Origin of the sequence: Pseudomonas japonica (assembly GCF_013522925.1) — a bacterium.
Lineage (GTDB): Bacteria > Pseudomonadota > Gammaproteobacteria > Pseudomonadales > Pseudomonadaceae > Aquipseudomonas > Aquipseudomonas japonica_A.
This window is the reverse complement of sequence record NZ_JAAMQU010000010.1, coordinates 114,305-139,753: the sequence shown is the minus strand read 5'-3', so window position 1 is coordinate 139,753 and position 25,449 is coordinate 114,305. Positions and strand designations below refer to the sequence as shown.

20 protein-coding genes, 3 pseudogenes and 1 riboswitch are annotated in these 25,449 nt (G+C 64.0%); of the genes and pseudogenes, 6 read left to right on the top strand and 17 right to left on the bottom strand.

Annotated features, from left to right (window positions below):
• Positions 1–145: 145 nt before the first annotated feature.
• Positions 146–1,144, top strand: a complete 999-nt coding sequence (locus G7016_RS16985; RefSeq protein WP_181116753.1) for an MBL fold metallo-hydrolase — start codon at positions 146–148, stop codon at positions 1,142–1,144.
• Here the strand turns inward: G7016_RS16985 and G7016_RS25620 are convergent.
• Positions 1,099–1,287: a hypothetical protein gene (locus G7016_RS25620; RefSeq protein WP_375139231.1), complete on the bottom strand. Its 189-nt coding sequence runs from the start codon at positions 1,285–1,287 to the stop codon at positions 1,099–1,101. The two genes, G7016_RS16985 and G7016_RS25620, sit on opposite strands and share 46 nt — an antisense overlap.
• Between G7016_RS25620 and G7016_RS16980 the strand changes: the two are divergent.
• Positions 1,232–1,459: pseudogene (locus G7016_RS16980) on the top strand (catalase); the annotation flags it as partial. The gene G7016_RS25620 and the pseudogene G7016_RS16980 sit on opposite strands and share 56 nt — an antisense overlap.
• A 10-nt stretch (positions 1,460–1,469) precedes the next feature.
• On the opposite strand, the gene fes reads toward G7016_RS16980, so the two are convergent.
• Complete coding sequence (gene fes, locus G7016_RS16975) at positions 1,470–3,083, bottom strand: enterochelin esterase (protein ID WP_181116750.1); 1,614 nt, start codon at positions 3,081–3,083, stop codon at positions 1,470–1,472.
• 471 nt (positions 3,084–3,554) lie between these two features.
• Between fes and G7016_RS16970 the strand changes: the two genes are divergently transcribed.
• The gene (locus tag G7016_RS16970) at positions 3,555–4,970 is read left to right on the top strand and encodes a Dyp-type peroxidase (protein ID WP_181116742.1); all 1,416 of its coding nucleotides are present in this window, start codon (positions 3,555–3,557) and stop codon (positions 4,968–4,970) included.
• A gap of 39 nt (positions 4,971–5,009) precedes the next feature.
• On the opposite strand, the gene G7016_RS16965 is transcribed toward G7016_RS16970, so the two are convergent.
• The 10 genes from G7016_RS16965 to G7016_RS16920 form a co-directional block, all read right to left on the bottom strand.
• Complete coding sequence (locus G7016_RS16965) at positions 5,010–6,425, bottom strand: alginate export family protein (RefSeq protein ID WP_181116739.1); 1,416 nt, start codon at positions 6,423–6,425, stop codon at positions 5,010–5,012.
• Positions 6,426–6,441: 16 nt separating this feature from the next.
• On the bottom strand, positions 6,442–7,347 hold the full coding sequence (locus tag G7016_RS16960; protein WP_181116736.1) for a glyoxalase: 906 nt from the start codon (positions 7,345–7,347) through the stop codon (positions 6,442–6,444).
• Between the two features lie 149 nt (positions 7,348–7,496).
• Entirely contained in the window at positions 7,497–7,922 is a 426-nt protein-coding gene (locus tag G7016_RS16955) for a DoxX family protein (protein ID WP_181116732.1), read from the bottom strand.
• A 135-nt stretch (positions 7,923–8,057) separates the two neighbouring features.
• A complete protein-coding gene (locus G7016_RS16950) occupies positions 8,058–8,831 on the bottom strand; it encodes an ABC transporter ATP-binding protein (protein WP_181116728.1) in 774 nt (257 codons plus the stop codon).
• Entirely contained in the window at positions 8,828–9,844 is a 1,017-nt protein-coding gene (locus G7016_RS16945; RefSeq protein WP_375139228.1) for a FecCD family ABC transporter permease, read from the bottom strand. Before G7016_RS16945 ends, G7016_RS16950 begins: the two co-directional genes overlap by 4 nt.
• Before the next feature lie 8 nt (positions 9,845–9,852).
• Positions 9,853–10,860, bottom strand: a complete 1,008-nt coding sequence (locus tag G7016_RS16940) for an ABC transporter substrate-binding protein (RefSeq protein WP_375139703.1) — start codon at positions 10,858–10,860, stop codon at positions 9,853–9,855.
• A 118-nt stretch (positions 10,861–10,978) separates the two neighbouring features.
• Positions 10,979–11,167, bottom strand: a riboswitch (cobalamin riboswitch).
• Positions 11,168–11,208: 41 nt separating this feature from the next.
• Positions 11,209–13,764 carry a bifunctional diguanylate cyclase/phosphodiesterase gene (locus G7016_RS16935; protein ID WP_181116722.1) on the bottom strand — a complete coding sequence of 852 codons (2,556 nt, stop codon included), beginning with the start codon at positions 13,762–13,764 and terminating at the stop codon, positions 11,209–11,211.
• 98 nt (positions 13,765–13,862) lie between these two features.
• Positions 13,863–14,900 carry a GGDEF domain-containing protein gene (locus tag G7016_RS16930; protein ID WP_181116719.1) on the bottom strand — a complete coding sequence of 346 codons (1,038 nt, stop codon included), beginning with the start codon at positions 14,898–14,900 and terminating at the stop codon, positions 13,863–13,865.
• Positions 14,901–14,992: 92 nt separating this feature from the next.
• Positions 14,993–16,306 (bottom strand): chloride channel protein, encoded by a 1,314-nt coding sequence (locus G7016_RS16925; protein WP_181116715.1) that lies wholly within the window; start codon positions 16,304–16,306, stop codon positions 14,993–14,995.
• Positions 16,307–16,396: 90 nt separating this feature from the next.
• A complete protein-coding gene (locus G7016_RS16920) occupies positions 16,397–17,344 on the bottom strand; it encodes a LysR family transcriptional regulator (protein ID WP_181116712.1) in 948 nt (315 codons plus the stop codon).
• Positions 17,345–17,443: 99 nt separating this feature from the next.
• Here G7016_RS16920 and G7016_RS16915 point away from each other — a divergent pair, with 99 nt between their 5' ends.
• Positions 17,444–18,295 carry an aldo/keto reductase family oxidoreductase gene (locus G7016_RS16915; RefSeq protein ID WP_181116709.1) on the top strand — a complete coding sequence of 284 codons (852 nt, stop codon included), beginning with the start codon at positions 17,444–17,446 and terminating at the stop codon, positions 18,293–18,295.
• 18 nt (positions 18,296–18,313) lie between these two features.
• On the opposite strand, the pseudogene G7016_RS16910 reads toward G7016_RS16915, so the two are convergent.
• Positions 18,314–19,914, bottom strand: a pseudogene (locus G7016_RS16910) (ABC transporter ATP-binding protein).
• Positions 19,911–20,447, bottom strand: a pseudogene (locus G7016_RS25175) (hypothetical protein); the annotation flags it as partial. The pseudogenes G7016_RS16910 and G7016_RS25175, both read right to left, overlap by 4 nt.
• Before the next feature lie 59 nt (positions 20,448–20,506).
• On the opposite strand from G7016_RS25175, the gene G7016_RS25170 reads away from it, so the two are divergent.
• Entirely contained in the window at positions 20,507–20,773 is a 267-nt protein-coding gene (locus G7016_RS25170; RefSeq protein ID WP_308812180.1) for a GDP-mannose 4,6-dehydratase, read from the top strand.
• Between the two features lie 30 nt (positions 20,774–20,803).
• On the opposite strand, the gene G7016_RS16895 is transcribed toward G7016_RS25170, so the two are convergent.
• From G7016_RS16895 to G7016_RS16885, 3 genes are read right to left on the bottom strand one after another with little or no spacing between them, the layout of a single operon-like run.
• On the bottom strand, positions 20,804–21,565 hold the full coding sequence (locus G7016_RS16895; protein ID WP_181116703.1) for an SDR family NAD(P)-dependent oxidoreductase: 762 nt from the start codon (positions 21,563–21,565) through the stop codon (positions 20,804–20,806).
• 12 nt (positions 21,566–21,577) lie between these two features.
• On the bottom strand, positions 21,578–22,543 hold the full coding sequence (locus G7016_RS16890; protein WP_181116699.1) for a C-terminal binding protein: 966 nt from the start codon (positions 22,541–22,543) through the stop codon (positions 21,578–21,580).
• On the bottom strand, positions 22,540–23,682 hold the full coding sequence (locus G7016_RS16885) for a fumarylacetoacetate hydrolase family protein (RefSeq protein ID WP_181116696.1): 1,143 nt from the start codon (positions 23,680–23,682) through the stop codon (positions 22,540–22,542). Before G7016_RS16885 ends, G7016_RS16890 begins: the two co-directional genes overlap by 4 nt.
• A gap of 282 nt (positions 23,683–23,964) precedes the next feature.
• Here G7016_RS16885 and G7016_RS16880 point away from each other — a divergent pair, with 282 nt between their 5' ends.
• A complete protein-coding gene (locus G7016_RS16880; protein WP_181116693.1) occupies positions 23,965–25,449 on the top strand; it encodes an aldehyde dehydrogenase family protein in 1,485 nt (494 codons plus the stop codon).

Sequence of the window (25,449 nt, the reverse complement as noted above, 5' to 3'; positions counted from 1 at the left end):
CGGCGGGGTAGGCCGGGGCGTATAAACAAAACCGCTGCCACACGAAGAAAATTACACTGTCTTGCGTCGCTCGCGAGCGTTAGCGTGCTGGCGCCGAAGCGAACCGGCCCGCGTGTCAGCCCACTACAAAGGATGTAATCACCCCATGAAACACCTCTCGCTGCTTGCCGTGTTTACCGCAGCCCTTGCTGTGGGTGCTGTCGCCCATGCCGAGCCCGTGCCGCAAACGCCGCAAGCTGATACGTTGGCCAAGGACGCCGACATGGTGGTTACCCTGCTGGGCACCGGCACCCCCACGTTGGACCCCAAGCGCTTCGGCTACTCCACCCTGGTACAGGCCAATGGCCTGAACCTGGTGTTCGACGCCGGTCGCGGCAACGCCATTCGGCTGTCTCAGTTGGGCATCCCCCTGGGCAAGGTCAGCGCAACCTTCCTCACCCATTTCCATTCCGATCACATCAACGGCCTGCCAGACCTCTGGGCCACGGGGTTCCTGCCCAGCCCGCAAAACCGCCGTACCGCGCCCTTTGAGCTGTATGGCCCGCCCGGCCTGCAAACCCTGGTCGAAGGGATGGAAATGATGATGTCGGCCGACCTGCGCATTCGCCGTGACGACAACGAGGTGAAGCCCGAAGCCCAGCGCATCAATGCCCACACCTTCAACCGCCCCGGGGTGGTGTTCGAGCGCAAGGGGGTGAAGGTCACGGCTTTCGAGGTCAATCATGGCGATCGGATCAAGCCCAGCTACGGCTACAAGGTGCAGTACAACGGCCATACCGTGGCGCTGTCTGGGGACACCCGTTACGACGAGCGGGTGATCGAAAACGCCCGGGGCGCCGATGTGCTGGTGCATGAGGTAGGCGGTGTGTCCACGCACCATGTGGACGAGGACTGGGCCAAGGCGAACGTCGGCCACCACACCACTGCCGAACAGGCGGGCGAAGTATTCGCCAAGGCTGAGCCGAAGCTGGCGGTGTTCTCCCATATCTCCCGCCCTGGCCCGCAGGATGAAACCAACAGCGACGACGCCTTGGTTACCCGGGCGAAAAAGGCCTGGCCCAATGGCAAGGTCCTTCTGGGCAGTGACCTCATGCGCATCTATATAGGCAAGGACGTGAACGTGGTGGAGTGGGCAGGTAACTGACGCAAGGCGATAGGCTTCACCGCGGCCACGCCCAAGGCCTTCCTGAAAACCTTGGAGCTACTGGCGAAAACCACCGACAAGGCGCCCGTAGCCGTGGCGCGCATAGAGGTGCCGCGGCAAGCCGCCTGGGCACCGGAGCGGATAGCCGCCGTGGATGACGGGATGTCCTTCAGCTCCTGGCATGGCCTGGCGGCGCACTGCCCACTGGGGGGAATCATGCGGATGCGCAAGCCTGCCTACGAACACTCCGCCGGGTTTCGGGCGCAGCACCGTGGCTGCCCGATCCATGAGCCACGTGCGGCCGATGTGCCTTGAGCCCGGTGCATCAATCCGGGCGCGCCTGACCGGGCTTGCCCAGCAACGCCTCCAGCCCGGTTGCCAGTTCCCCGCCCCATTGGGCGTAGTCATGGCCGCCGGCGTACTCGCCATAGTTCACGGTGTAGCCCTTGGCGACCAGCACGTCGCGCATGTGGCGGTTGCTGCCCAAGAGGTCCATGTGCCCGCCATGGCCGCGCTCGAACAGGCCCGCGCGCATGAAGAAGCGCACCGGCTCGGGTTGAGCGTCGCGGGCGAAACGAGTGAGCCAGCCAGGCTCCTCGCCGCGCGGGCTCCACCAGTAAGAGCCCGAGAGGCTGAGCACGTTGCCAAATTGCTGCGGGTAGCGCAGCGCCGCATAGGTAGACGCGATCCCGCCATAGCTGGAGCCCGCCAGTACGGTGCGGTGGCCTTCGGCCGAAATGCCCTGGCGTTTGGCCCAGGGCAACAATTCTTCCGATAGAAAGCGCGCGAACAGCGGGTTGGGCGGCAGCTCATGCCCGCGGGATTCGGCCGTGGGGTTGCCCACCAGCAGCGCGGCGGTGGGCGGAATGCGTTTGGCCGCGATCAGGTTGTCCAACAGGGCAGGGGTAGGCACCTGGCGCAGGTAAGCCTGGGCGTCGAAGAGCACCAGCAAGCCTCGCTCGGCGGAGTCTGCCTGCCACCCCGCCGGCCGGTAGAGGTAGACATCGCGGCGGTTGCCCAGCGCCTTGCTGTCCACTGCCACCCGTTCGAGCGTACCTTTGGCGACCTGTGGATCGGCCTGCAGCCAGGGCTGCGCGGGCGCGCCTTGAAGCACGAGCAGCGACCGCTGCCGGTATTTGTCGTCGCCGGGCTCGCTGGCGAAGGTGAGTGGGTTGAGTGGGTCGCGTTGCAAGGTGGCCAGCACCGCGCGGCGGCGATCCGGGAAGCGTTCGTCCAGTTGCGGCACATCAGGCGCCAGTTGATAGCTCATGCGAGTGCCAGCCGGTACCACATAACTGCGGTACCACACATCGGTGCCCGCCAGCTGCGCCAAGGCGTCGTGGTCGCCGGACGGCGCGCCGAACAGGGTTACGCCATGACTGGCCCCCCTCCACAGGAAGGTAACTCGCATGGCGTCGCCTTTCGCACCCACAGGTTCTACCAGGGGGGTGCCTTGGCGCTCGCGCTCCGCCCAGAAAGCCTGGGTGGTGCCACCCTTGAGTACGGAATCCTTCAGCGCCTGCAGCGTCGGGCTTTCAATGGGCTCGGCAGAGGGATGCCGCTCGGTCAGGGGCACTATCCGCGAAATCTGGAGTTCATAGTGCGTCGGCTGCCACGCTCCAGCCCGCTCGGGGAGCAGGGTGACCGGGCCGTCCCGGTCGGCCACAAACATGAAGTCGCGCAGCATGTCGGTGCCGTCTACCAGCAGGCGTTGCGGTTGCCCCTGCTCATCCAGCAGGCGCAGGCTGGCGTCGCCCTTCAGGTGCCCAATCACCAGGTCGCCTTTATGCAGTGTGAGCTGCCAGTGTTGGCCGGCACTGGCTTGCACGTCGCCGCTTACCGGAGTGCCAGGAATGAGTGGGGCATCGGCCGATGCCACGGAAAGGGTGCAGGCCAATGGCAGCGCGGCCAGGCGTGGAAGTAATCGAAGGAAGCGCATTTGCAGGAATCCATGCTTGCGGGGCACTGGGGCCGTTGAACGCCAGTGCCGCAATGGCGCGGGGCACTGGCAAAGACTGAGCAGGAGTAAACAGGAATCATTCCTGATGAGCAAGGTATCGAGCCCGCTTATCGCCTGTTTCTGCGCAAAGCTGGCCAGGCCGTATCCATCCGACCAAAGGCCTGGCACGGCGCGCCTTGCAGGCCTATACCCCCAACATTGGGGCGTCATGACTCGAACAACAAAAAGACATTGACGCTCCACTGCCGTCATCGTTTCCGTGAAGCCAGCCTTTGCGTATGCCTGGCGCGCCGCGTTGTGAACAGCGCGCAGCCCCCGGCCGACACCCACAGAAACTCTTGCCTTGCGGCCACTATCGAGTCCTTCGCCTGACCGACGCCATTGCTACGTCGCGTACATGCGCGCGCGAGCACTGTGGCCTGATGTGCCTGAAAGACAAGGAGCGCTTTGATGACTTTTCATCTGGACAGAACACTCGACGATAGCGACATCGATCACCCCGATACCCGCCATTTTCTCTCGGCCCTGCAGGCCAACATCCTCAAGGGCCATGGCCGCCACCATATCGCTTTGCTCTTTCTCGAGGTCACGGAAGTGAGCCAGGCCCGCACGTTTCTTCACCACTACAACGTCACCGACTCCGCAACGCAGTTTCGGGAAACCAAGCGCTTCAAGGAAACGGGTGAGCCGGGCGGTCTGGTGCAATTGGTATTCATCAGCCATGCCGGGTTGGTGAAGCTGGGCAAGGCCGCAGCGTTCAAGGACGCAGACGACACGCCCCTGGACGAGTTCTTCGAAGGCGGCATGGCGGCGGATACCGAAGTGCTGGACCAACAAACCACCGATTCGTGGCAGTCGGCCTTTTCCACGCCCGTGGATGTTTTGCTGCTGCTGGCCCATGACGACGAAGACGACCTTGCCCGCGCAACCTCGCGCAGCGTAAGCGCCCTTGAGAAGACAGGCAGCGGCTTCGCCGTGCTACTTACCCAGGAAGGGCGGGCGTACTTCAACAAGGCCAAGGAGGGCATCGAGCACTTCGGTTATGTGGACGGCCGTTCTCAACCACTCATGACCAAAAGCGATCTCGCGCGCGAAAAAGGGCGCAAAGAGCGTTTCGTGTATGACCCGGAATCGCCGCTGGAACAATTCATGTTCGAAGACCCCCTTGCACCTGAAGAAGGTTTGGCGAGCCTGTTCGTGTTTCGCAAGCTGGAACAGGACGTGGCCGGATTCAAACAGACGGAGGAATCGCTCCAGAAGCGTATATTTCCTGTCCCGAGCAACAAGGAAATCGCCGGTGCCCAGGTTGTAGGGCGGTTCGAAAATGGCGTGCCGGTCACCATGAGCCCAGCGCCCAGAGCTGCCCCGGTCAACAACGATTTCGATTACAGCAAGGATGAGGAGGGCGAGCGCTGCCCGTTCCAGGGGCATATCCGCAAGACCAACCCCAGAGGCTCCAGCCCCGGCAAGCAGCCTTTCGACAAAAGCGTGCAAATGGCCCGGCGCGGCATTCCCTACGGGGTGCGGATGCAAGACCCGGACACCGCAGAGTTCGTGGACAAACCCAATGACGGGGTAGGGCTACTGTTCATGAGCTATCAGGCCTCCATCGCCAGGCAATTTCACTTCATGCAGGTGCGGTGGGCCAACGATCGCAAGTTTCCAAAGCTCGGTGAAGCAGATGCTCCCGTTGGCATTGACCCGATCATTGGCCAGATGCAGGCGGTAAACGCCGTAGTGGCCCAAACCGATCATGTATGGCCGGGCATTCCCATACCGCCGCCGTCGGATTTCAGCGGCTTCGTTCATCTCAAAGGCGGCGAATACTTCTACACGCCATCGCCGCAGGGGCTGAAGAACCTCTGACGCCCAGGCGCGCCCGGCTGTAAGGCCGGGCGCGGGATGTCAGTACATGAACTTCATTTCCACGCCCAGGTAATTGCTGTCATGCCCACCGGCATCACGCAGCGCCTGGCCGGCCTCGTAATGCACGGCTTCCACCGCACCGGACAGGTGCTTGTTGAAGGCGTAATCGGTGCGCAGCTGGTTGTAGTAACCGGTCCAGCGCCCACCGTGCCCCGCGGTGTTGGCCACCGGCAGGTTAGGCTGCGTATACACCGCATCCTCGGTCGTTTGCCGCCACAGCAGCCCCACTGCCGCTTGCACGGAAAGGCCCGCGAGCGGCTTTACCGTGAGCGAGGGTTTCACGTGGTACAGGTTGCTGTAGCCGGTGTAGCCCGCCAGCGAGAAGTAATAGCCATTGGGGAACAGTGGGTTGAAGGTGCCCAGGGCGCCATCGCCAGCGTGGCGGTCCCCGGAGGCGGCATCAATTTGCAAGCCCAGGCGGGGCGCCCAGGGCAGTGACGCCCAGGTGTACCCCGTGCGGCTGCCCGCAGCCCAGGCGTGGATGTCCTTGGCGCCCACCGAGCCCTGTTGCAGCATCGCTTCCAGGTCCCAGTCATAGCCCGCCGCGCTGCCGCCCAGGCGCGCATCGAAGATCGAGCGGTGCTCGCTGCCCTCGGCGTCCAGGTAGCTGGCGTCGCGCTCCTCGTACAGCCCGTAATAGGCGGAGAGTTCGTTCTTGCCGCCAAGCAGGCGCTCCACCCGCAGCATGTGGAAGGCCACGTCCGAATTGGACTTGTCGTCGAAGTGGCGTTCGTCCTGATACTGCACCGGGTGGCTGGCCAGGGCGATGAAGCGCCACAGCGGGGTTTCCCAATCGGCCCACACGGCATCGAAAGATTGCCGCACGTTCGGGCCGTCGCGGCTGGAAATGAACCGCTGCAAGTCGAAGGCAAAGTCCTGCCGCCCCGCCCGTGCCTTGAAGGTGTAGTCGCCCATGTGGTTCACGTATTCGGCGAAGGCCAGGCGCAGGTCCAGGTGGTTCTGGTCGGCGCCACCTACCAATGCCTTGTTGAACGCCCGGGCGTCTTCCAGTTGGGTAAACACGCGCCAGTGTTCGTTCAGGTGCAGGTCGGCATGCACCTGCAAGCGTTGGATCAGCCAAGTGTCGCGCTGAGCGTTCCGGGTGCCGAAATCCTTGGCGTCGTTCATCTCCAAGCGCTCCCGCAAGGTAGCCCCCAGCGACAGGTAGCGCTGGGGGTCGTCTGCGGATAACGGGATGTACTTGAGGCTGTCCAGCGGCTCGCGGGCCACGTCGGGGTTTTGCAGAACAGACCAATCCTCCTGCCAGCGGTTGGCCTTCAAGGCGGGCCTCTCGGGCGTGGCGCTGGCCTCTGCCGCATGGGCGCCAGCGCAGCCCAGCGGGCACAGCAGCGCCAGTGCCCATGAACAGGTGACACGCCGCAAGGGCTGGCTCATGCGCTGTACCACGGGCTCAGGCTTTCCCAGGGTTGGTGAGCTGGTGGATTTCTGCCACGTAGCCGCCGGGGAACTGCACCATGGCTCCTGTACGGTCCGCTTGCTTGGTGGCTGGCACCAGCACGGTCGCGCCGCAACCCTGTGCCTTGGCCAGGGTGGCCGAAAGGTCCGCCACTTCGTAACCCGTGGTGTCGTGGCCATACGGATACGGCAGGTGGCCGTCGGTGATGAACACGGTCATCTTGCCGAAATCCGACGCCAGGCTCACGCGGCGGAACGTTTTGCCTGGCTGGCCCACCTGTTCACCCGCGGCGCGGCGATCATCGGCCACAACCTTGCCGTGAGCGAAGCCCACGAACGACTTGATGAACGCGTCACCGCGCTCGGGCGAGACGTACACACGGTTCTCCGGGACGCTCTGGAAGGCGGCGTAATCAGGCACCTTGGTGTGCCAGTACAGCTGCATATTCACGCCGCCTGGCCATTGCACCACAGCGTCGCGGCCGATCGGGTCCGGGAAGTCGTGGACGATCACGTCGGCGCCGTTGGCCTTGGCAGCGGCCAACGCGGCGTCCATGTCCTTCACCAGATAACCGTTGCGTTCCTGGCCGAAGGGGTAGGGCACCGGGGTGGTAAAGCCGAACAGCGACACCGTGCCTACCGGGGTTTGCAGAAGCTGGGAGGTGGTGCTGCTAGGCACGGGCAGCACGTTCACCACCACTTGTGGGGTGCTTTTGCCGCCGAAGGTGCCAATAAAGCTTTGCACGAAGCGGTCCACGTCGGCAGGCGCCACATACACATGGCTGGTGTCGTATTGCGGCGCCACGGCGACGGCAGGGGTAGGCGCCGCCTGGGCGGCCAAGGGGCCGGCGGCAGTCAGTGCCAGGGCTAGCAGCAAGGGTTTGCAACGAAATGCTTTCATGGGAACCGCCTGAACAGGATTTCGGAAAGGGGAGCGCTCTGCCCCGGGGCTTTGGCTTTGGAAGCAAGGCTAGAGCGCGGGTGAGGGTACGGCTTGTACCTCTGTGCTTTTTTGGCTTGGCGCCACGTTGTTCCTTGGCTTTGCCAGGCCTACACCGCTTGCAGGGAGGTGTTAGCCCGGCGGCGGGCCAGCCAGCCGTCGACGCTGAGGGCGCCGCCGCCGAAGGCTGCAACCTGCAACAGGCCACCGGCAATGGAGATGTTCTTGAAGAAGTTGATGAACTGGCCCTGGTCGCCGAGCGAGTTATGGAACAGCACCGCCGTAACCACCGCGAAGGCCGCCATCAGCAAAGCCACCAGCCGGGTTTGCGCGCCGATTACCAACAGGCTGGCCAACCCCAGCTCTACCCCAATGGCGCCTGCATAGCCCAGCGTAGGGAAGGGCATGCCGCTGGACTGGATGTACGCAAGCGTTGCCGCCGGTGCGCCAACCTTGGCGGCGCCGCTGAGCAGGAACAGAGTGGCCAGCAGAACGCGGCCAACAGTAGCGGTGGTGTCTTTGGTGGTGATGGTCATGTGTGTCGCTCCGTAAGTTCAAGGTTTGCCGTGTGTGCCGGCGATGGAGAGAAGCTTACGGAGCGGTAGCGATGGGGACAATCCTATTGAAATGAACTTCACTGTCTCTTTTTGAGATACAGTGTGCGTACCGGTTCAGCCGAGCGGCGCCAGTACCAGCACCGGGCGCTGCCCGGGGTCTTCCAGCCATCGCCCGTGCACCCCGAACGTGTGGGCAAGGCACTCTGGGCTAAGCACCTGCGCAGGTGCCCCGATCGCCACCAGCCGCCCGCCGTCCAGTACCGCCACCCGGTCGCAGGCCAGCGCCTGGTTGAGATCGTGCAAGGCGATTACCGTAGTGACCGGCAGGCTGTGGATCAACCGCAACAGCGACAGCTGCTGGCGAATGTCCAGGTGATTGGTGGGCTCGTCCAGTAGCAGTAACCGCGGCTGCTGGGCAAGCGCCCGGGCCAGATGTGCCCGCTGCCGTTCCCCGCCGGAAAGGCTGTGCCAGGGCCGCTGGGCCAGGTGCGCCAGGTTTACCGCTTCCAGCGCCTGTGCCACGGCCCGGTCGTGCTCGGTGCACCACGGGGCCAGCGCCGACAACCACGGTGTGCGCCCTAGCGCCACCGCATCCCATACCCTGATGCGTTCGCGGGTGTCTGCGTGCTGCTGCACCAGCGCGAGCAGGCGCGCCACATCCCGGCGGTTCATGTCAGCCATTGACCGGCCCGTCAGTTGAACGTGGCCGGTGCTGGGCATGGCGATCCCGGCCATCAGCTTGAGCAGGGTGGATTTCCCCGAGCCGTTGGGCCCTACGATGCCCAGCCGTTCGCCGGGGTAGACCTCGAGCGATACACCTGCCAGCAATGGCACGCCGTTGCGGTGGAAGCTTGCGCCGTGGCAGGCGAGCAGCGGAGCGCTGTTCATCGGTGCCGCTCTCCGTACAACAGCAACCCGGCGAAGACCGGCGCTCCGATCAGCGCGGTGATCACTCCGATCGGCAATACCTGACCCTTGATGAGGGTGCGCGACACCACGTCCGCCGCCATCAGAAATACCGCGCCCGCCACAGCAGACAGCGGGACCACCCGGGCATGGCCCGGCCCCACCAACAGGCGCAGCGCGTGAGGAATCACCAGGCCAACGAACCCGATGGAGCCCACCAGGGACACCATGACGGCCGTAACCAGCGCCGCACAGGTCATCAACAGCACCTGCACCCGGCCCACCGCGATGCCCAGCGAGGCGGCCGAATCTGCCCCGAAGGTGAACGCGTCCAATGCCCGCCGCTGCCACCAGCATAAGGCCAGGCCCAATACGGCGACCGGCACGGCGAGGCCCACCGAGGGCCAGCGCACGCCGCTGAGGTTGCCCAGCAGCCAGAACAGAATGCCGCGGGCTTGCTCGGCATTGGCCGAGCGGGCGATCACGAACGCGGTGAGTGCGTTGAACAGCTGCGAGCTGGCAATTCCCGCCAGGATGATCAACCCCGCGCTGCCACTCAGCCGTGAGGAGCGGGCGAGTAAAACCACCAGCCCGAATGCCAACAGCGCGCCAAGGAACGACCCCGCCGACAGCGAAACGATGCCGCCGCCCACGCCGAGCACGGACACCATCACCGCCCCGGTGGAAGCGCCTGCGGAAATACCCAGCAGGTAGGGTTCAGCCAAGGCATTGCGCAACAATGCCTGGAGAATCACCCCGCAGATCGCCAGGCCCGCGCCGCAAGCACCGGCCACCAGGGCGCGGGGCAAGCGGTAATTCCATACGATGCCTTCGTCGATCGGGTCCACTGCCCAAACAGCGCCCGTGAGCTTGTTGGCCAGCACCTTCAGCACCACGCTCATGTCCAGGGAGGTCTCGCCGATGACAGTTGCCAGCAGCAATGCGCCGCACAGCAGCGGTAGGCTCCACGACAGGGGCCTGGCGAGGGCCAGCATGCCATGCCTCATCGGGCGTAACGCTCGCTGGCTTCGGCCAGTTGCTCGATGCCGGTGAACAACCGCGTGCTAGCCTGCATCGCATCGGCGTCGAGTATCACGATGCGGTCATTTTTCACCGCATCCATGTTGCGAGTAACGGGGTCGGTTTTCAGAAACGCCAGCTTCTTTTCATAGTCATCGGCGGGGAAGCGGCGGCGATCCATGCGGGCGATCACGATCAGGCTGGGGTTGGCGCGGGCGAGCGTTTCCCAGCCAACGGTGGGCCATTCTTCGTTGGACTCGACCACGTTATGAATGCCTAGCGTGCTCAGCATGAAGTCGGCCACGCCCTTCTTGCCGGCTACGAAGGGATCGCTGGCGAGGTCCGCGCTGGAAAACCACACCACCGCTGAAACGTCCTTGCCCGGGTGTTGCCTGGCACGGATAACCGCTTGGGCCAGCCGCGCCTTGTACTGCTCCACCAGTGCGTCGCCACGTGCCGTGACGTCGAAGATTTCGGCCAGCTGGCGCACACTCTTGTATACGCTTGCGATGTCGAAGGTTTCGAGGCGGGTGCCGTCTGCGCCCCTGAGGTTGTCCTTGCCTTCGCAGTCTGAAGGCAGCAGGTAGGTGGGAATGTTCAGGTCGTGGAATTGCTCCCGGGTACCTACCGCTCCCTGAGGGCCCACCATCCATTCGAACTGCACCGCCACCAGCTGTGGCCGCTTGGCCAGCACGGCCTCGAAACTTGGCTCGTTGTCCGCCAGGCGTTCCACCTTCGCGTTTTGCGCCGCGTACTCAGGCTGTACCTGATCGAACCACAGCGAAGTGCCCACCAAGCGATCGCCCAGCCCCAGCGCATAGAGCATTTCGGTGCCGGCCTGGCCGATGGTCACCGCGCGCTGGGGCGCTTGAGTGAACGTGAGGGACTTGCCGCAGTTTTCAACCGTGAGCGGGTAGTGCACCGGCGCGGCCAGGGCAGCCATTGGCAATGCGAGCAACAGGGTAAGGGCAGGGCGGCAGAGCATGTTCAACGGCAGGTCTCCAGCGTTGGGCCGTCGCGGCAAGCGCTGGAAAGCACATGGCCGCAAGCCCCGCCTGGCCACGGCCCGGGGTCACGGAAATGCCCTTCCCGGTCACCCCGCCGGTCAGTGGTTGTATAGGTGGCCGGCAGGTCTCCTGACTGGCGGGTCCTGGCGTGCCCACGCCTTCCCGGGTGTTCCCAGTGGCATGTGTAGAGCACGCTCGCCGCCTACAGTTGCGGGGGCAGTTCCGTTTCAGGCCGTGGCCTGGTGGATTCCCTGTTAGTTCCTCTCGGAAACCGGCGGGCCGATAGTAACCGAAACGAAAGGATTGGCAACCGCAAGGCAGTTCGCCGGTTATTAGCTGGTCTCGCTTTGCGCGGCCACGGCATGCTGCGCCAGCAGCAAGGTCGCCAGGGCGTCAGGAGGCATGGGGCGGCCGAGCAGGTAACCCTGCGCCTGGTCGCAGCCCAGGGTGGCAAGTACTTCGAGTTGCTCGGGTGTTTCCACACCCTCGGCAGTGACCACCATGCCCAGGCTTTTGCCCATGGCTACCACCGCGCTGACAATGGCCTGGTTGTTGGCCTTGGGGTCGCTGAGGTTCATCACAAAGCTGCGGTCTATCTTGATGCCATCGAACGGATAGCAGCTGAGGTAGCTCAGCGATGAATAACCGGTGCCGAAGTCGTCCATGGACAGTTTCACGCCCAGCTTCTTGAGCTGGACCATCAACGCCAGGGCCCCGTCGGCATTGTCGATCATCACGCTTTCGGTCACTTCCACCTCCAGCCGGGAGGCGGGTAGCCCGGTGGCCGCTAAGGTTCGCTCGATGCGGGCGACCAGGTCGCTGCGCATGAATTCGATACACGAAAGGTTCACCGATACAAACACCGGCTCCGGCCAGCTGGCCACCAGCGCGCAGGCGCGGCGCATCACAATGTCGCTGAGGGCGACGATGAGGCCGGTTTCCTCCGCCAGCGGAATGAACACCGCGGGGCTGAGCAGGCCCTTCTCCGGGTGCTGCCAGCGCACCAGTGCCTCGGCGCCGAGGATGCGCGCGCCGGTGATATCGAAGCGTGGTTGGAACACCACAGTGAATTCATCGTGTTGAACGGCGTGCTTGAGGTCCTGCTCCAGCTGCCGGCGTTCCTGGATGCGCGTTTTCATCTCGGCGTTGTACAGCTGCCAGCCGTGACGGCCACGGCTTTTGGCTTCATACAGCGCAATATCGGCCAGGCGCAGCAGCTCCTCGGCATCGGTGCTGTCCACCGGCGCCTGGGCGATGCCGATGCACAGCCCAAGGCGTAGCTCGTGCTCGGCGGTGACGATCGGCGGGGTGAAGTCCCCCAGCAAACCTTCACACAACTCACTCAAACAGTGCTGGGTAACCCTGGGGGTGATGATCAGGAACTCGTCCCCGCCCAGCCGGGCCAGCACATCGTCGGGTTGCAAGGCCTCACCCAGGCGCCGCGCCACTTTTACCAACACCTGGTCGCCTGCGATATGCCCCAGGCAATCGTTTATCTGCTTGAACCCGCTGAGGTCGATGAACAGGATCGCAAACGCCCTGGTACAGGTGCCATCGGCAAGCCGGGTTTGAAGCACCCGATAGGCCTGCCCGCGGTTGGGCAACCCGGTGAGCGCGTCATGGCCGGATAAGTAGGCAATGCGCGCCTGCGCCTCGGCCTCCTCGGTCACGTCGCTTACGGTGCCGCGATAGCCAACCACACATCCATTCTCACGGATGGCACGCGCGTGCAGGCTGCCCAGCCGTTGGCCGCCAAGGGCATCGGTATGGGCGCAGGGCATTACCTGGCGATGGCCTTCAGGCTGCGAGGCCAAGGTGTCAAATACACCCGCGCTGAGGTTCAGACACAGGTGCAGCGGCTTGCCCAACCACTGCGAAGTGTCGAAGCCCGTGGCGGTGCGAAAGCGACTTGAAAGGTACGTCAGGCGCAGGGTAGCGTCCGTTTCCCAGATCCAGTCCGAGGCGCCCTCGGCGATATCGCGAAAGCGTTCCTCGCTCAAGCGCATGGCTTCACGGCCTCGGTCGATCTGCTCGGCCGCGCGGATGGAGCGGCGCAGCAGCAACCAGGCGCCGCCACTGAAGATCAGCGACGTCAGGAGTACCAGCGGCAGCACCATCCTGAGGAAGGTGGCGCCGGGGGTGGCGATGTCCCAGGTGAGATACACCGGCGGATCGTCTGACAGCTGGAGGCTGACCGGCGACTGCGCGCTGCCTTGGCGCAGGTTAGGCAAGCCATAGATGCTGCCCATGCGCTGCAGCGAAACCGGGCCTAGTACGTCCACGAACACCAGGTAGGCCAGCTCGCTGGTGGGCGTAGTCAGTGTGTAGGACAGCGGCTGGATAGCGGCGGCTGCGACAACGGCGGGTCGACCGTCCACGAGAAAATACCCTGTTACTGCGGCGCGTTGGCCAGCCTTGGCGCGGGCCTGCGCCAGCAGAGCCGACAGGTCACCCTTGATCCAGTCTGAGGCTTGTCGATCACCGAATTCGCCGGCCACGAAAGCGTAGCGGGTGACCTGCCGCGCATCCACGATAAACACGCCGTTAAGGCCATATTGCGACAACAGAGAGCGGCCCATGCCCACCTGGTGAGTGGTCCACGCAGTGTCCACTTTGCCGTGGGTGTGTTCGTAGGCTTCGTCCCAGAACGCGAAGTCCAGCAAGGTGAAGGTGATATTGGTAATCCAGGCCTCGCCTGCTGTCTTGGCCAGGTGCTTGTTGCGCTGTATTTCATCGTGGTTGAGCGTGGATGCCACTTGGGTGACCACGCTGCTGGCGCCCAGGAACAGGCACAGCATAAGGGCTGTGACCAGCCAGGCGGAACGGCGGGCCAACCGAGCATGGCTGCCGGAACGCGGAGGTTCGAACGACTGAAGGGCGGTTGACATACGGCTCGGCTCAAAGGTGGCAAAGTGCTGTAACGGGCTATCGGCCGTATCACCGTTGCGCTACAGCGCCGATGGCCGTTGCGCGACCAACGGCGACGTCAGTCCGCCAGCATCACCCGGTCGCGGCCCTGCTGTTTACCCAGGTACAAGGCCTGGTCCGCCCGGCTGAACAGCTCACGAAACGTCTCGCCCGGGCGGAGCTGCGCCACCCCGAGTGTTGCGGTCACGGTTAGTGCCTGGGCATCGGCTGCATCACTCAGGCGCGCCCGGATCCGCTCTGCTACGTTCCGCGCTTCGCCCAGCGGCGTGGCAAGCATCAACACCAGGAACTCTTCTCCGCCCCAGCGCGCGGCCATGTCGGTATCCCGCACGCTGCCGCTGATCGCCAGGGCCACCCGCTGCAATACACGGTCGCCCTGGTCGTGGCCGTGGCGGTCGTTGACTTGCTTGAAATGGTCCACGTCCAGCAACACCACCGATACCGGCACGCTCTGCGGAAGCTGACGTGCCTGCTGGAGTATCCGCCGGCGTGTATACAGGTTGGTAAGGCTGTCGCGGTTGGCGCTATGAAACTGATGGAACTGCATCGTCAGCGAGTAGCGTACCGATAACACAGTGGCATGCAGCAGCAGCGCTGTGGCGGTGAACAGGTTGATGAAGCCGAATGTTTCCATCAACACGGGCGAGACGGCGTAGGCCCCTCCCAGGCGGTGGCGCAGGGCGAAACCGCCAATGGCCACCAGCAGGATCGCCATGCTCAGCAGCATCCGGCGCAACGGCGCGGTTTGAAAGCTGAACGACAGAATCGGCACGATGCAGAACAGGTAGAAGTAGAAGTTGCTTTCCCAGCCCAGCACCCAGGTCGCCAGCATCGCGTGCAGGATGATCTCCGAACACATCACCATGCCCGCCAGCTGAAAGCGTTTCTGGCCGATAGCGCGCAGGCAGGCCACATAGGCGGCAATGCTCGCTATGTTCCCTAGCCACAACGGGCGCAGGTCCAGCACCAGAAACAGCACGAACAGCACCACGTGAATCCCGAAAGCAATCTTCACCACGGGCGCGATGTGCTTCCAGAACTGGGCGGTGGCATTCTCGAGCACATGCTCACGGTCACTGGCCGACAGGGTGTCCATCAAACGCTCTCGCTGAAAAGGCAGGTAGCTGCTTGACGGGTTATCGACCTGAGGCGAGGCGGCTTGAAGTGAATAGGCACGCCGCCTGGCGATTATCGCATTGCCGGCGGCGCGTGCTCGGCGGCGTGAACAAAACCGCGGGCCAGTTGTTGGTACAACTCAGGGCCCATCCGTGCGCTGACGGCTTTGGCAATCAGCGCCACGGCCATAAGGCTGATCACCAGGCCGTGGCTGTCGATCATCTCCATCACAATGATCGCCGAGGTGATGGGCGACTGTGTGACCGCAGCCAGAAAGCCCACCATGCACAAGGCAATGGTGGGCTGGGCGGCGAGGTTGAACAGCGCAGCTGCGTTGGTGCCGATCGCAGCGCCAACCGCCAGTGATGGGGCGAAGATGCCCCCCGGTATACCGGAAAAATAGGTCACGACTGTGGCCAGAAAGCGGGTAATGGGCGCATGCCAGGGCAGGCCGACGTGAGATGCGATCACTTGCGTGGTAATGCCGTAACCGCTGCCAAAGGACGTCCCGGCACTGGCCCAGCCCAGGATTGCGACCAGCAGGCCGCAGCCACCAGCGAACCATACGGGGTGAAGCCGGCGCCATTCCCACACCGCGAGGTGGCGGTACCGTTGCGGCCAGAGCAGCATTCGGCTGAACCAGCCGCCGGCCAGGCCACAACCGATCCCGATCACCACTACGGGCGCCACGATGTCCAGGCCGACATCTTGAATATTGAAATGGCCGAAATAGTTGTAGTTACCTTGCAAGGCAATGGCTACCAGGCCGGAAAGGATGATGGTGCTCAACAGTACGCCACTTGTGCGGGTTTCAAGCTTGCGCCCCAGCTCTTCGACCGCGAACGCAATACCGGCCAACGGCGTGTTGAAAGCGGCGGCGATGCCTGCCGCGCCTCCCGCCAGGATGAGATCCTGCGCCCTTACAATCCGGGCATTGGGCAGGAAGCGGTGAAAGAAGTACATGATGGACGCCGCCACTTGAACCGAGGGGCCTTCGCGCCCCGCGGAAAAGCCCCCCGTCAATGCCAGTGTCCCCAGCGCTATCTTGCCGAACGCGATACGCAGCGAAACCAGCTTGTCGACCGGTTTGCCCTGATGTATCAATCGCGTAGCGGCGATCACTTGAGGGATTCCGCTGCCCTGGGCGCCTGGAAACAAGCGCGTGGTCAGCCACACCACAAGCATGCCGACCACCGGCGTGTACAGGAACGGCAGCCATGGTCGGTTCGCCGTCTGTTCGGTGAATTGTGCCAAGGCCATATCCGCCAGCCGAGCGAACATCACTACCAGCAACCCGGCCACGGTGGCGGCCGCCCAAAGGGTGATACGGGTGCGCCAACGCAGGGACGCGAAACGACGACGCAGGAGCGTTATGGGATTAGTCACTGGCAGGGTTCCTCACAACAGCGCAAAAGTGCGGCAAGCCTAGCCAAACGTGCCGTGAACGCCAAACGGTGGTGTTTGGCCTCGCTGGTTTCATAGGGGCGGCAGGTTCTCGCGTAACGTTTTCAGGTCGCCTGTCGCAGGGCCATGCGCGCGGATGTAATCCACGAAGGCCCGCAGCGGGGCGGGTAGGTGGCGGCGGCCCGGGTAATAGAGAAACGGCCCGCTGAACGTTGGCCACCAGGCTTCCATCACAGGTACCAGCAACCCACGTGCAAAATGCGGGCGCAGCCAGTCTTCGAAGAGCATCAGCAGCCCGCTGCCGGCGATCCCCATGTCCACCAGCAGTTCGGCGGCACCGCCGATCTGGACCTCCAGCGGGCCTTCGGGCTCCACCTCCAGCTGTTGGCCATCCTGCTCGAACAGCCAGGCGGGCACGGCACCACTGGCGAAGCGGGCGCGCAGGCAAGCGTGCCCCGCGAGGTCGTTGGGGTGCTGCGGAATGCCGTGCCGTTCGAGGTATGCGGGCGCGGCCGCCAGGGCAAACCGTTGGGTACGCGGGCCGATGGGCACGGCCACCATGTCCTGCTGCAGCCCTTCCTCGTAGCGGATACCCGCATCGCAACCACTGGCCAGCACGTCCACGAAGCGATCATCGGCGATCACTTCAACCTTGATGGCAGGGTAGCGGGCCAGAAAACCCGGCAACAGCCGAGGCAGGATCAGCCGCGCGGCCACCACCGGCACGTTCAGTTTCAAGGTGCCGGCAGGCTGCTCGTCCGTGCCCCGCGCGGCGTCCAGTGCGCGGGTGACGTCTGCTATCGCGGGCCCCAGCGCTTCGAGCAGCCTGGCGCCTGCCTCGGTCAGCACCACGCTGCGCGTGCTTCGATGCAACAGCCGCACCTGCAGGTGCGCCTCCAGCCGGCGCAGGGCATCGGAGAGTTTCGACGCACTGGCGCCAGTGCGCCTTGCCGCGTCTCGAAAGCCCTTCGCCTGGGCAATGGCGATAAAGGCGCGCACGTCGTTGAGGTCCACCGTCATTGTTCGCCGCTCCGTACAGGGTGTGCGCACTATAGCCAATTATCGCGCAGGCACCTCCCGCCTATAGTGGCCACTCTCTTGGCTGACGGAGCGTGTTCCATGACCACTACCACTTATGTGCTGGGCGATCGGCAGGTCAACCGCCTGGGCTACGGCGCCATGCAGCTGGCCGGCCCGGGAGTGTTCGGGCCGCCCCGGGACCCGTACGCTGCCATTGCCGTGCTTCAGGAGGCAGTAACGCTTGGGGTGAATCACATCGACACCTCGGACTTCTATGGGCCGCACGTGACCAACCAGTTGATCGCCAAGGCGCTACACCCTTACCCGGAGGGACTCACACTGGTCACCAAGGTCAGTGCCCGGCGCGATGCGCAAGGCGGCTGGCTGCCAGCGCTTTCCCCTGCCGAGCTGACCGCGGCCGTGCATGACAACCTGCGCCACCTGGGCCTGGAACAGCTGGATGTGGTGAATTTTCGCAGCATGCACGGGCTGCACAGCCCGGCAGAAGGCTCCATCGCCGAAGCGGTCGGCACGCTGGCCGAGCTCAAGGCCCAAGGGTTGATCCGGCACATCGGGGTGAGTAACGTGACCGCCGCGCAGGTAGCCGAGGCGCGAAGCATCGTGCCCATCGCTTGCGTGCAGAACTTCTACAACCTGGCGAACCGGGGCGACGATCCGCTTATCGACGCGCTCGCTGCCGAGGGCATTGCCTACGTGCCGTTCTTCCCGCTGGGAGGCTTCAGCCCGTTGCAGTCCACCGCGCTGGAGGCGGTGGCCGGAGAACTGGCCGCAACACCGATGCAGGTGGCTATCGCCTGGCTGCTTCAGCGCTCGCCGAATATCTTGCTGATTCCTGGCACGTCGAGTGTGGCCCACTTGCGGGAGAACATCGCCGCAGGGCAACTACAGCTGGCGCCGGAAGTGGTGACGCGGCTGGAAGCGATAGGTTGAGCACGGGCTGAATCTCGCTCAACCAACCTCGTTCCCCGGCGATACCTCGGGCATGGTTTGCGCCTGCCACAGCGCTTCGAACAGCCCCCCGCCCCGGCGCAGGTGGTCAGGGTGGCCGTCTTCTACCACCCGCCCGGCGCGCATTACCAGCACCCGGTCGAACGCGGCGATGGTCGCCAGGCGGTGCGCCACCGCCAGTGCGGTGCGCCCTTGCATGAGGTCGGTGAGCGCCGCCTGGATCACGGCTTCGGAGCGCGAATCCAGGGCGGCGGTGGCTTCGTCGAGGATGAGGATTGGCGCGTTCTTGAGAAACGCCCGGGCAATGCCCAGCCGCTGTCGCTGGCCGCCAGACAGCATCACCCCGCGCTCGCCCACCGGCGTGTCATAGCCTTGGGGCAGCTGGTCGATGAAGTCGTGGCAGTAGGCGTTGCGCGCCGCGGCATATACCTCCTCGCGGGTGGCCTCGGGGCGGCCGTAGAGGATGTTTTCGTAGATGGTTCGGTTGAACAACGCCGGCTCCTGCGGCACCACCGCGATCAGGCGGCGCAGGCTGTCCTGGCTCATCTCGCGAATGTCCCGCCCGTCAATGCGAATCGCCCCTCGGCTTACATCATCCAACCGCTGCAGCAGCCCGATCAGGGTGGTTTTGCCGGCGCCAGAGGGGCCGACGATACCCACACGCTGGCCTGGCTCGATGCGTATGTTCACGCCGTCCAGCACCCCGTTGCCGCCCGGGTAGGCGTAGCTCACCTGGTCGATGTCGATCGCGCCCTGGCGCACCGGCCAGTCCATGTCGTGGTCGGGCAGGCCATGTGGCTGGGCGATAATGCTCAGGGTTTCGGCGATCGCCCCCAAGTGCTGGGTGGTGTCCACCAGCGCCAGGGCCAGGTCGCGGGAGCCATGCAGAATGCGAAAGGTCAGCGCGCTCACCAGCACTACGTCGCCGGCGGTGACCTGATGCCGGGTCCATAACTGGATGGCCCACGCCAGCATCCCACCCGCCATCAGCGCTACGCATACGTCATGGAATACCCGTGCCTTTTCCAGGTACAGCCCGCGTATGCCGAAATACGTGATGATCACCGCTACCAGTAACACGCGCGCGACCAGTGCCAAGGCCATTTCAACCCTGACGGTGGCAAGCACCACCACCGCACCGATGAAATCCACGCACGGGGGGGGGTGATTTTCCAGATGAGTGCGCCATACACCGCGCCAGCGGCGGTGCCGGTGGCGGAGATACGGCTACCCAGTGCGCCGGCATAATGCTCAGCGAAGTAGCGCATGGGGTGGCCGGTGAGGTGGCTGAACAGGTCTACGCGCATTTGCGCGCAGCTTCTCACCACGGTGCGGCAGCCCTGCCATCCACCCAGGCGCCAGAACACGTTTTCCACGGCGATCAAGGCAATGAACAGGCCGAACGGCATCCATACGCGACTACTGGCCGGGCCTGCCTCGCTCATGGTGTCTACCAGCAGTTTCATGCCGTATTGCACGGCGACCGTGCAGCTGGCGCCGCCGACAATGAACACCGCCAGGCTGCCATAGGCCACCGGGTGCCGACACACGTACTGCCACAGGAACCGGCCTGCGCCGCGCGGCGGAATACCCCTGTTCATGACACCTCCGCAGTTCCTTCTTCTGGCAATGGATCGGCGGTATTCGGGTTGGCGGCGATACCGCAGCGTTGCGCCATCCGTTTGAGCGCGGCCGCGGACGGGCCATGCACCTGCCGGTGACCGTGGATATCGGCGAACCCCAACAGGCCGGTGTGACAATGGCGATCGTCATCCCAGCCAAGGTAATCAAGCACCGGGTACAGGCACACGCCTTCCAGCGGCACGCCAGCGGCCATGGCCTGAGCAACCTGCTGGCCGATATAGTCCAGCCACGGTTCGCGGGTGTCGCCCTCGGCCGGTTCCGCATCACCCGGCCGGCCCGGTGCAGCGCGCACGTTGATCAGGGGGTCAGCTTGCACGAAGCGCGCCCTCGGCTCGATCGCCCGCACCGCCTCGATTGCCGCAATGCTGGCGCGCACCAGTTGGTGCTTGAGTTCCAGGCCCCTGCCTGTGGCGCCCGGATTGAAATAGGCGACATCCCCTCCGGCCCAGGCCCAGAAGGAGATCTCGTTGACAGGGCAGTAGTAGGGCACGGCATCGCCAACACGCCGGGCTTCGCGCGTGGAACCTGGGCACCGGGCTGGGTTACTCCGTGCTGGAATTGGTCGCTGCCTTCGAACGGGTGAGTGGGGTAAGCCTGCCCCTGGACCGATGTGAGCGGCGGCCGGGCGACGTGGCCCAGTGTTGGGCAGACCCCACACGGGCCTTCGAAGAGCTGGGGTGGGTGGCCAAACGGGACCTGGACACCATGATGCGCGACGCCTGGCGTTGGCAGCAGGCCAACCCTATGGGTTACGAGGAAACTGCCCGGCCCGTGCCGGCGAGCAGGGTGGCGGCGAAAGAGCAGGGGGTGGGTTAAGGCTGCCTGCACCCGCCGCCCTGGTGTTCCTCACAGGCACGTATACCCGGCGTCTGCTGTGATAACGGCGCCGGTCAGCAGGGAAGAGGCGTCAGAGGCCAGAAACTGCACCACTGATGCCACTTCATGGGGCTGGCCCATGCGCCCGGCGGGGGTCATGTCGAGCCATTTCTGAATCAGCCCTGGCTGGCTTTCCAGACCGTGCAGCAAAGGCGTTTCAATGTACGTCGGTGCTACTGCATTTACCCGCACGCCACGTGTGGCCCACTCCACCGCCAACGACTTGGTGAGGTGGTGTACGCCAGCCTTGGACGCGTTGTAGTGACACTGGGGTTGCGGAGCGTTGACGATCTGCCCGGACATCGAACCGATAGTGATGATCGAACCGCGCCCGGCGGCAAGCATCCGCCGCCCAAACCCCCGGCAGGTACGAAATACCCCGGTCAGGTTCACCTGTATCACCCGATCCCATTCCGTGTCTGGCATGTCCTCGGCCGGCGTATTGGAAACGATACCGGCGTTGCACACCAAAATGTCCAGGGCGGGCAAGGCATCAGCGAGGGCGTTGATGCCGGCGGTGTCCGTCACATCCAGCACCTCGGCACGCGCGTGGTAACCCTTGGTATCAAGGTACCGCGCGGTCGCTTCGGCGCGCTCGCGCAGGATGTCGGTACAGACCACCCGCGCGCCGGTTTCGGCAAGCGCCTCGGCGATGGCGGCGCCGATGCCCTGACCGGCACCGGTGACCAGCGCGGTTTTCCCTGTAAGGTCGAGTTTGTCGCGGTAGTTCATCCGGTTTTCTCCTCAGGTCAGCGCGCAGCGAAGGGGCTCGCCACGAAGGCCTCGCAGCGCCTCGTCAGCGGCCAGCCGCTGCAGCTTGTCGACCGATGCGTCAGAGAAAAACGCAGCATGGGGCGATAGCAATCCGTGCGGAGCCGTGCGCAAAGGCGAGTCGGCGGGAAGCGGTTCCTGTTCGAACACATCCAGCCCCGCGCCCGACAGTTTCCCGCTCACCAGCGCGGCGCTCAACGCGGCCTCATCTACCAGGCCACCGCGAGAGCAATTGATGAGGATCGCTCCATCAGGCATTCGCGCGATGGCATCGGCGCCGATCATGTGGCGCGTTTCAGGGGTTAACGGCACATGCAGCGACAGCACATGGGCGCAGGCGATCACTTCATCCCGCGAAAGGGGTTGGATGCCAGCCGCCCGTGCCTGCTCCTCGTCCACGTAGGGGTCGTGGCCGACGACGCGGCAGCCGAATACCGCCATGCGCGCCGCGTAGGCACGGGCAATTCGACCCAGGCCGATCAGGCCTACGGTGGTATCGCGCAGGGAACGTAAACCATCGACCATCTGGCCGATCTTCCAGTCACCGCCGCGGATCCCCTTGCCGAAGTGGTCCAGCTTGCGGGCCAGTGCCAGGGTCATGGCGGCCGCATGATCGGCCACTTCTTCCACGCCATAATCCGGCACATTGCATACTCGCACCCCGAGTGCTCTGGCGGCGGCGAGGTCGACATTATCCACCCCCACCCCGTAACGCACGATCACCGCGCCAGGCGCCATGGCCTGCATCACCCGGTGGGTCATCGGCGCAAAATTGTTGACCACGGCATTCGCCGCCCGTACCGCCTCCAGAGCCTCGTCTTCGGACCGGCACTGGTGCTCGGCAAACTCGGCGCCGGCCGCCTCGGCAGCCGCTTTTTCATAGTGGGTGTTTGCGAAGGCATGATCGGTGACCACAAGCTTCAACGAGGGCGTGCTCATAGCAGGCCTCGCTTGGCGAGGTTGCGCATCAGCGCCCGGGTACCGAAGGTCCAGGGCGCCGCTTCGTGGGCGTACACCACGGTGTTGCGCAGGGTACCCAGCAATGGCGTGGAGATTTCCACGACATCGCCGCGTTTGTGGGTAAACCCGGAGCCTTTTTCGCCGCGGTCCTGAGTAGGGGCGAACATGGTGCCGAGGAAAAGCATGAAACCATCGGGGTACTGGTGCGAATCGCTGCGCGTCTGGGCAACCAGTTCGGCGGGCTTGCGGCTGATCTCGGCCATGTTGGAGCGGCCGGTCATCTCGAAGCCGTCTTCGCCAGTGACTGCCATGGTCAAGGTGGCGTTCTCGATGTCACCGAGCGTAAAGGTGTCATCGAACAGCCGGATGAACGGCCCGATGGCGCACGAGGCATTGTTGTCCTTGGCCTTGCCCAACAGCAGCGCCGAACGGCCTTCCACGTCTCTCAGGTTTACATCATTACCAAGGGTGGCCCCTCTGATGGTGCCTTGGCTGTCCACCGCCAGCACTACTTCGGGCTCAGGGTTGTTCCATTGCGAGATCCGATTCACCCCCACCTGAGCACCGTAGCCGACCGCCGACATGGGCTGCGATTTGGTGAATACCTCGGCGTCCGGGCCAATACCCACTTCAAGGTATTGAGACCACAAGCCCTCGGCGATCAGCGCTGCCTTGACCTCGGCTGCCTTCTGCGAGCCCGCCTGCACATTGGACAAGGTGCCTCCGATCAGCGTGCCGATGCGTTCGCGCAGTTCATCGGCGCGGGCCGGATCGCCGGACGTGCGTTCGTCGATCACTCGCTCGACCATACTTCTGGCGAAGGTTACGCCGCAGGCCTTGAGCGCCTGGAAATCACACGGCGCCAGCAGGCACGGGCGCTGCGAGTGATAACCCATCTGTTCGGCATCGAGAATCAACTGCTCGACGGTGCCCACGGCATCTCCGGTAAGGGCATCGAAGCGCTGGGCGGGATCGTTATCAAGGAAATCCGCCATCGAGACCACCGTAGGGGTCACGTCGATCAGCACGTTCTCACGCAGGATAACCACTGAAGGGCCTTTGCCGGGAAGCCAGACCCGGCCGACCAGTTTCGCGTTGTTAAGGGAGGTGGGCAGCATCGACGTTTCTCGTTGTTGGTATCTAGCAATGCTACGTTTCGATTTTGAATTCGGTCAAGCAGTGTTGTAACGCAAAGATAGAGGATGTAGCGGGTTTGGCACCATTTGAAGCGATAAGCCGCTGATTATTCGAGATATATACGATTTTCGAGAAGGTTTGGCGGCTGTGGTCTGGCTGGCGGCGGGCACATCGGCCACCAAAACCCGCTTGCAAAAAGCTAGCAATACTATATTTTCGGTTGCATCACTGGCCCATTCCACAGAGGACGGCGACGGAGACTCATGAATAACAATAATGCTCTGTTCGATTCGATTACCGCGCTTGACGGCGCATTGTTCATCAACGGCCAGTTTCGCCAAGGCACCGGCGAGCGTCTGGCGGTAGAGAACCCGGCTACCGGAGAGGTGATCGGCCATATCGCGGCTGCCACGGCCGATGAAGTGGATGATGCCGTGACAGCGGCCCGCACCGCCTTTCGCGGCTGGTCCCGGCAACTGCCCAAGGCGCGTGCCACGGCCCTGCACCGCTTGGGTGACCTGATCGCGGCGGACGCCCTTGACATGGCGCAAGTGATGACATTGGAGCAGGGCAAGCCCGTCAACGAAGCCAAGGGCGAGATACTCAAGCTTGCCGAGGCGTGCCACTTCTATGCCGAAGAGGCCACCCGTGTACATGGCGAGATCGTACCCAACGACCAGCCCGGGTTCCAAAGCCTGGTGGTGCGCGAACCCATAGGCGTGGTTGGCGCCATCACCCCGTGGAACTACCCGGCGGAGCTAGTGGGCTGGAAGCTGTGCGCGAGCCTGGCCGCCGGTTGCACGATTATTGTGAAACCGGCGGAGCTCACGCCCTACACGGCCTTGGCCATCGCGCGCAAATGCGCGGAGGCGGGCATCCCGGATGGCGTGGTGAACGTGCTGACCGGCAAAGGCTCACAGGTTGGACAAGCCTTGGTGGACCATCCGGGCGTCGACAAAATCGCCTTTACAGGGTCCAGCGCGGTGGGCTTGCACATTCAGCAGAGCTGCCCGCAGGTCAAGCGCATGTCTCTCGAGCTGGGCGGCAACTGCCCGCTCGTGGTCACTGCCAGCGCCGATGTAGACGCCGCCGTGAAAGGCGCAACGCGCCGCAGCTTCCGCAATTGCGGGCAGATCTGCATCGCGATCAACCGCATCTATGTTCATCGGTCGGTGTACGCCGAGTTTGTAAGCAAGCTGGGTGCGGCGGCCGACGCCTTGAGCGTACATAACGGGTTGGAAAACCCCGCAGCCGACCTCGGTGCCATGGCCTCGGCCGAGCCCCTGGCCAAAACCCGCGCGCACCTGCAGGACGCGCTTGCCAAAGGTGGGCGGCTGGTCGCCGGTGGCATGGCACCAGAGGGCGAGGAATACGGGGCAGGGCACTTCTTCCGGCCTACGGTGGTTGCCGATTGCACCCATCACATGTTGGTAATGACCGAGGAAACCTTCGGGCCATTGGTGGGCGTTGCCCCCTTTGACGACCTTGCCGAGGCCGTGGCCCTGGCCAACGACACGCCTTATGGCCTGGCGTCGTATGTGTACGCCCGCGACCTGGTGGATATCCATACCCTGTCCGCCGGGTTGGATTACGGCAACGTCGCCATCAATAACGTCGATGCCGGGATCATGAACGCGCCCTATGGCGGCCGCAAACAAAGCGGGGTGGGCTACGAGCACGGCCGTGAAGGCCTGCTCGAGTATTTCCATTTCAAGCATGTAAGGCTTCATCACGGTGTGGGGAGCTGA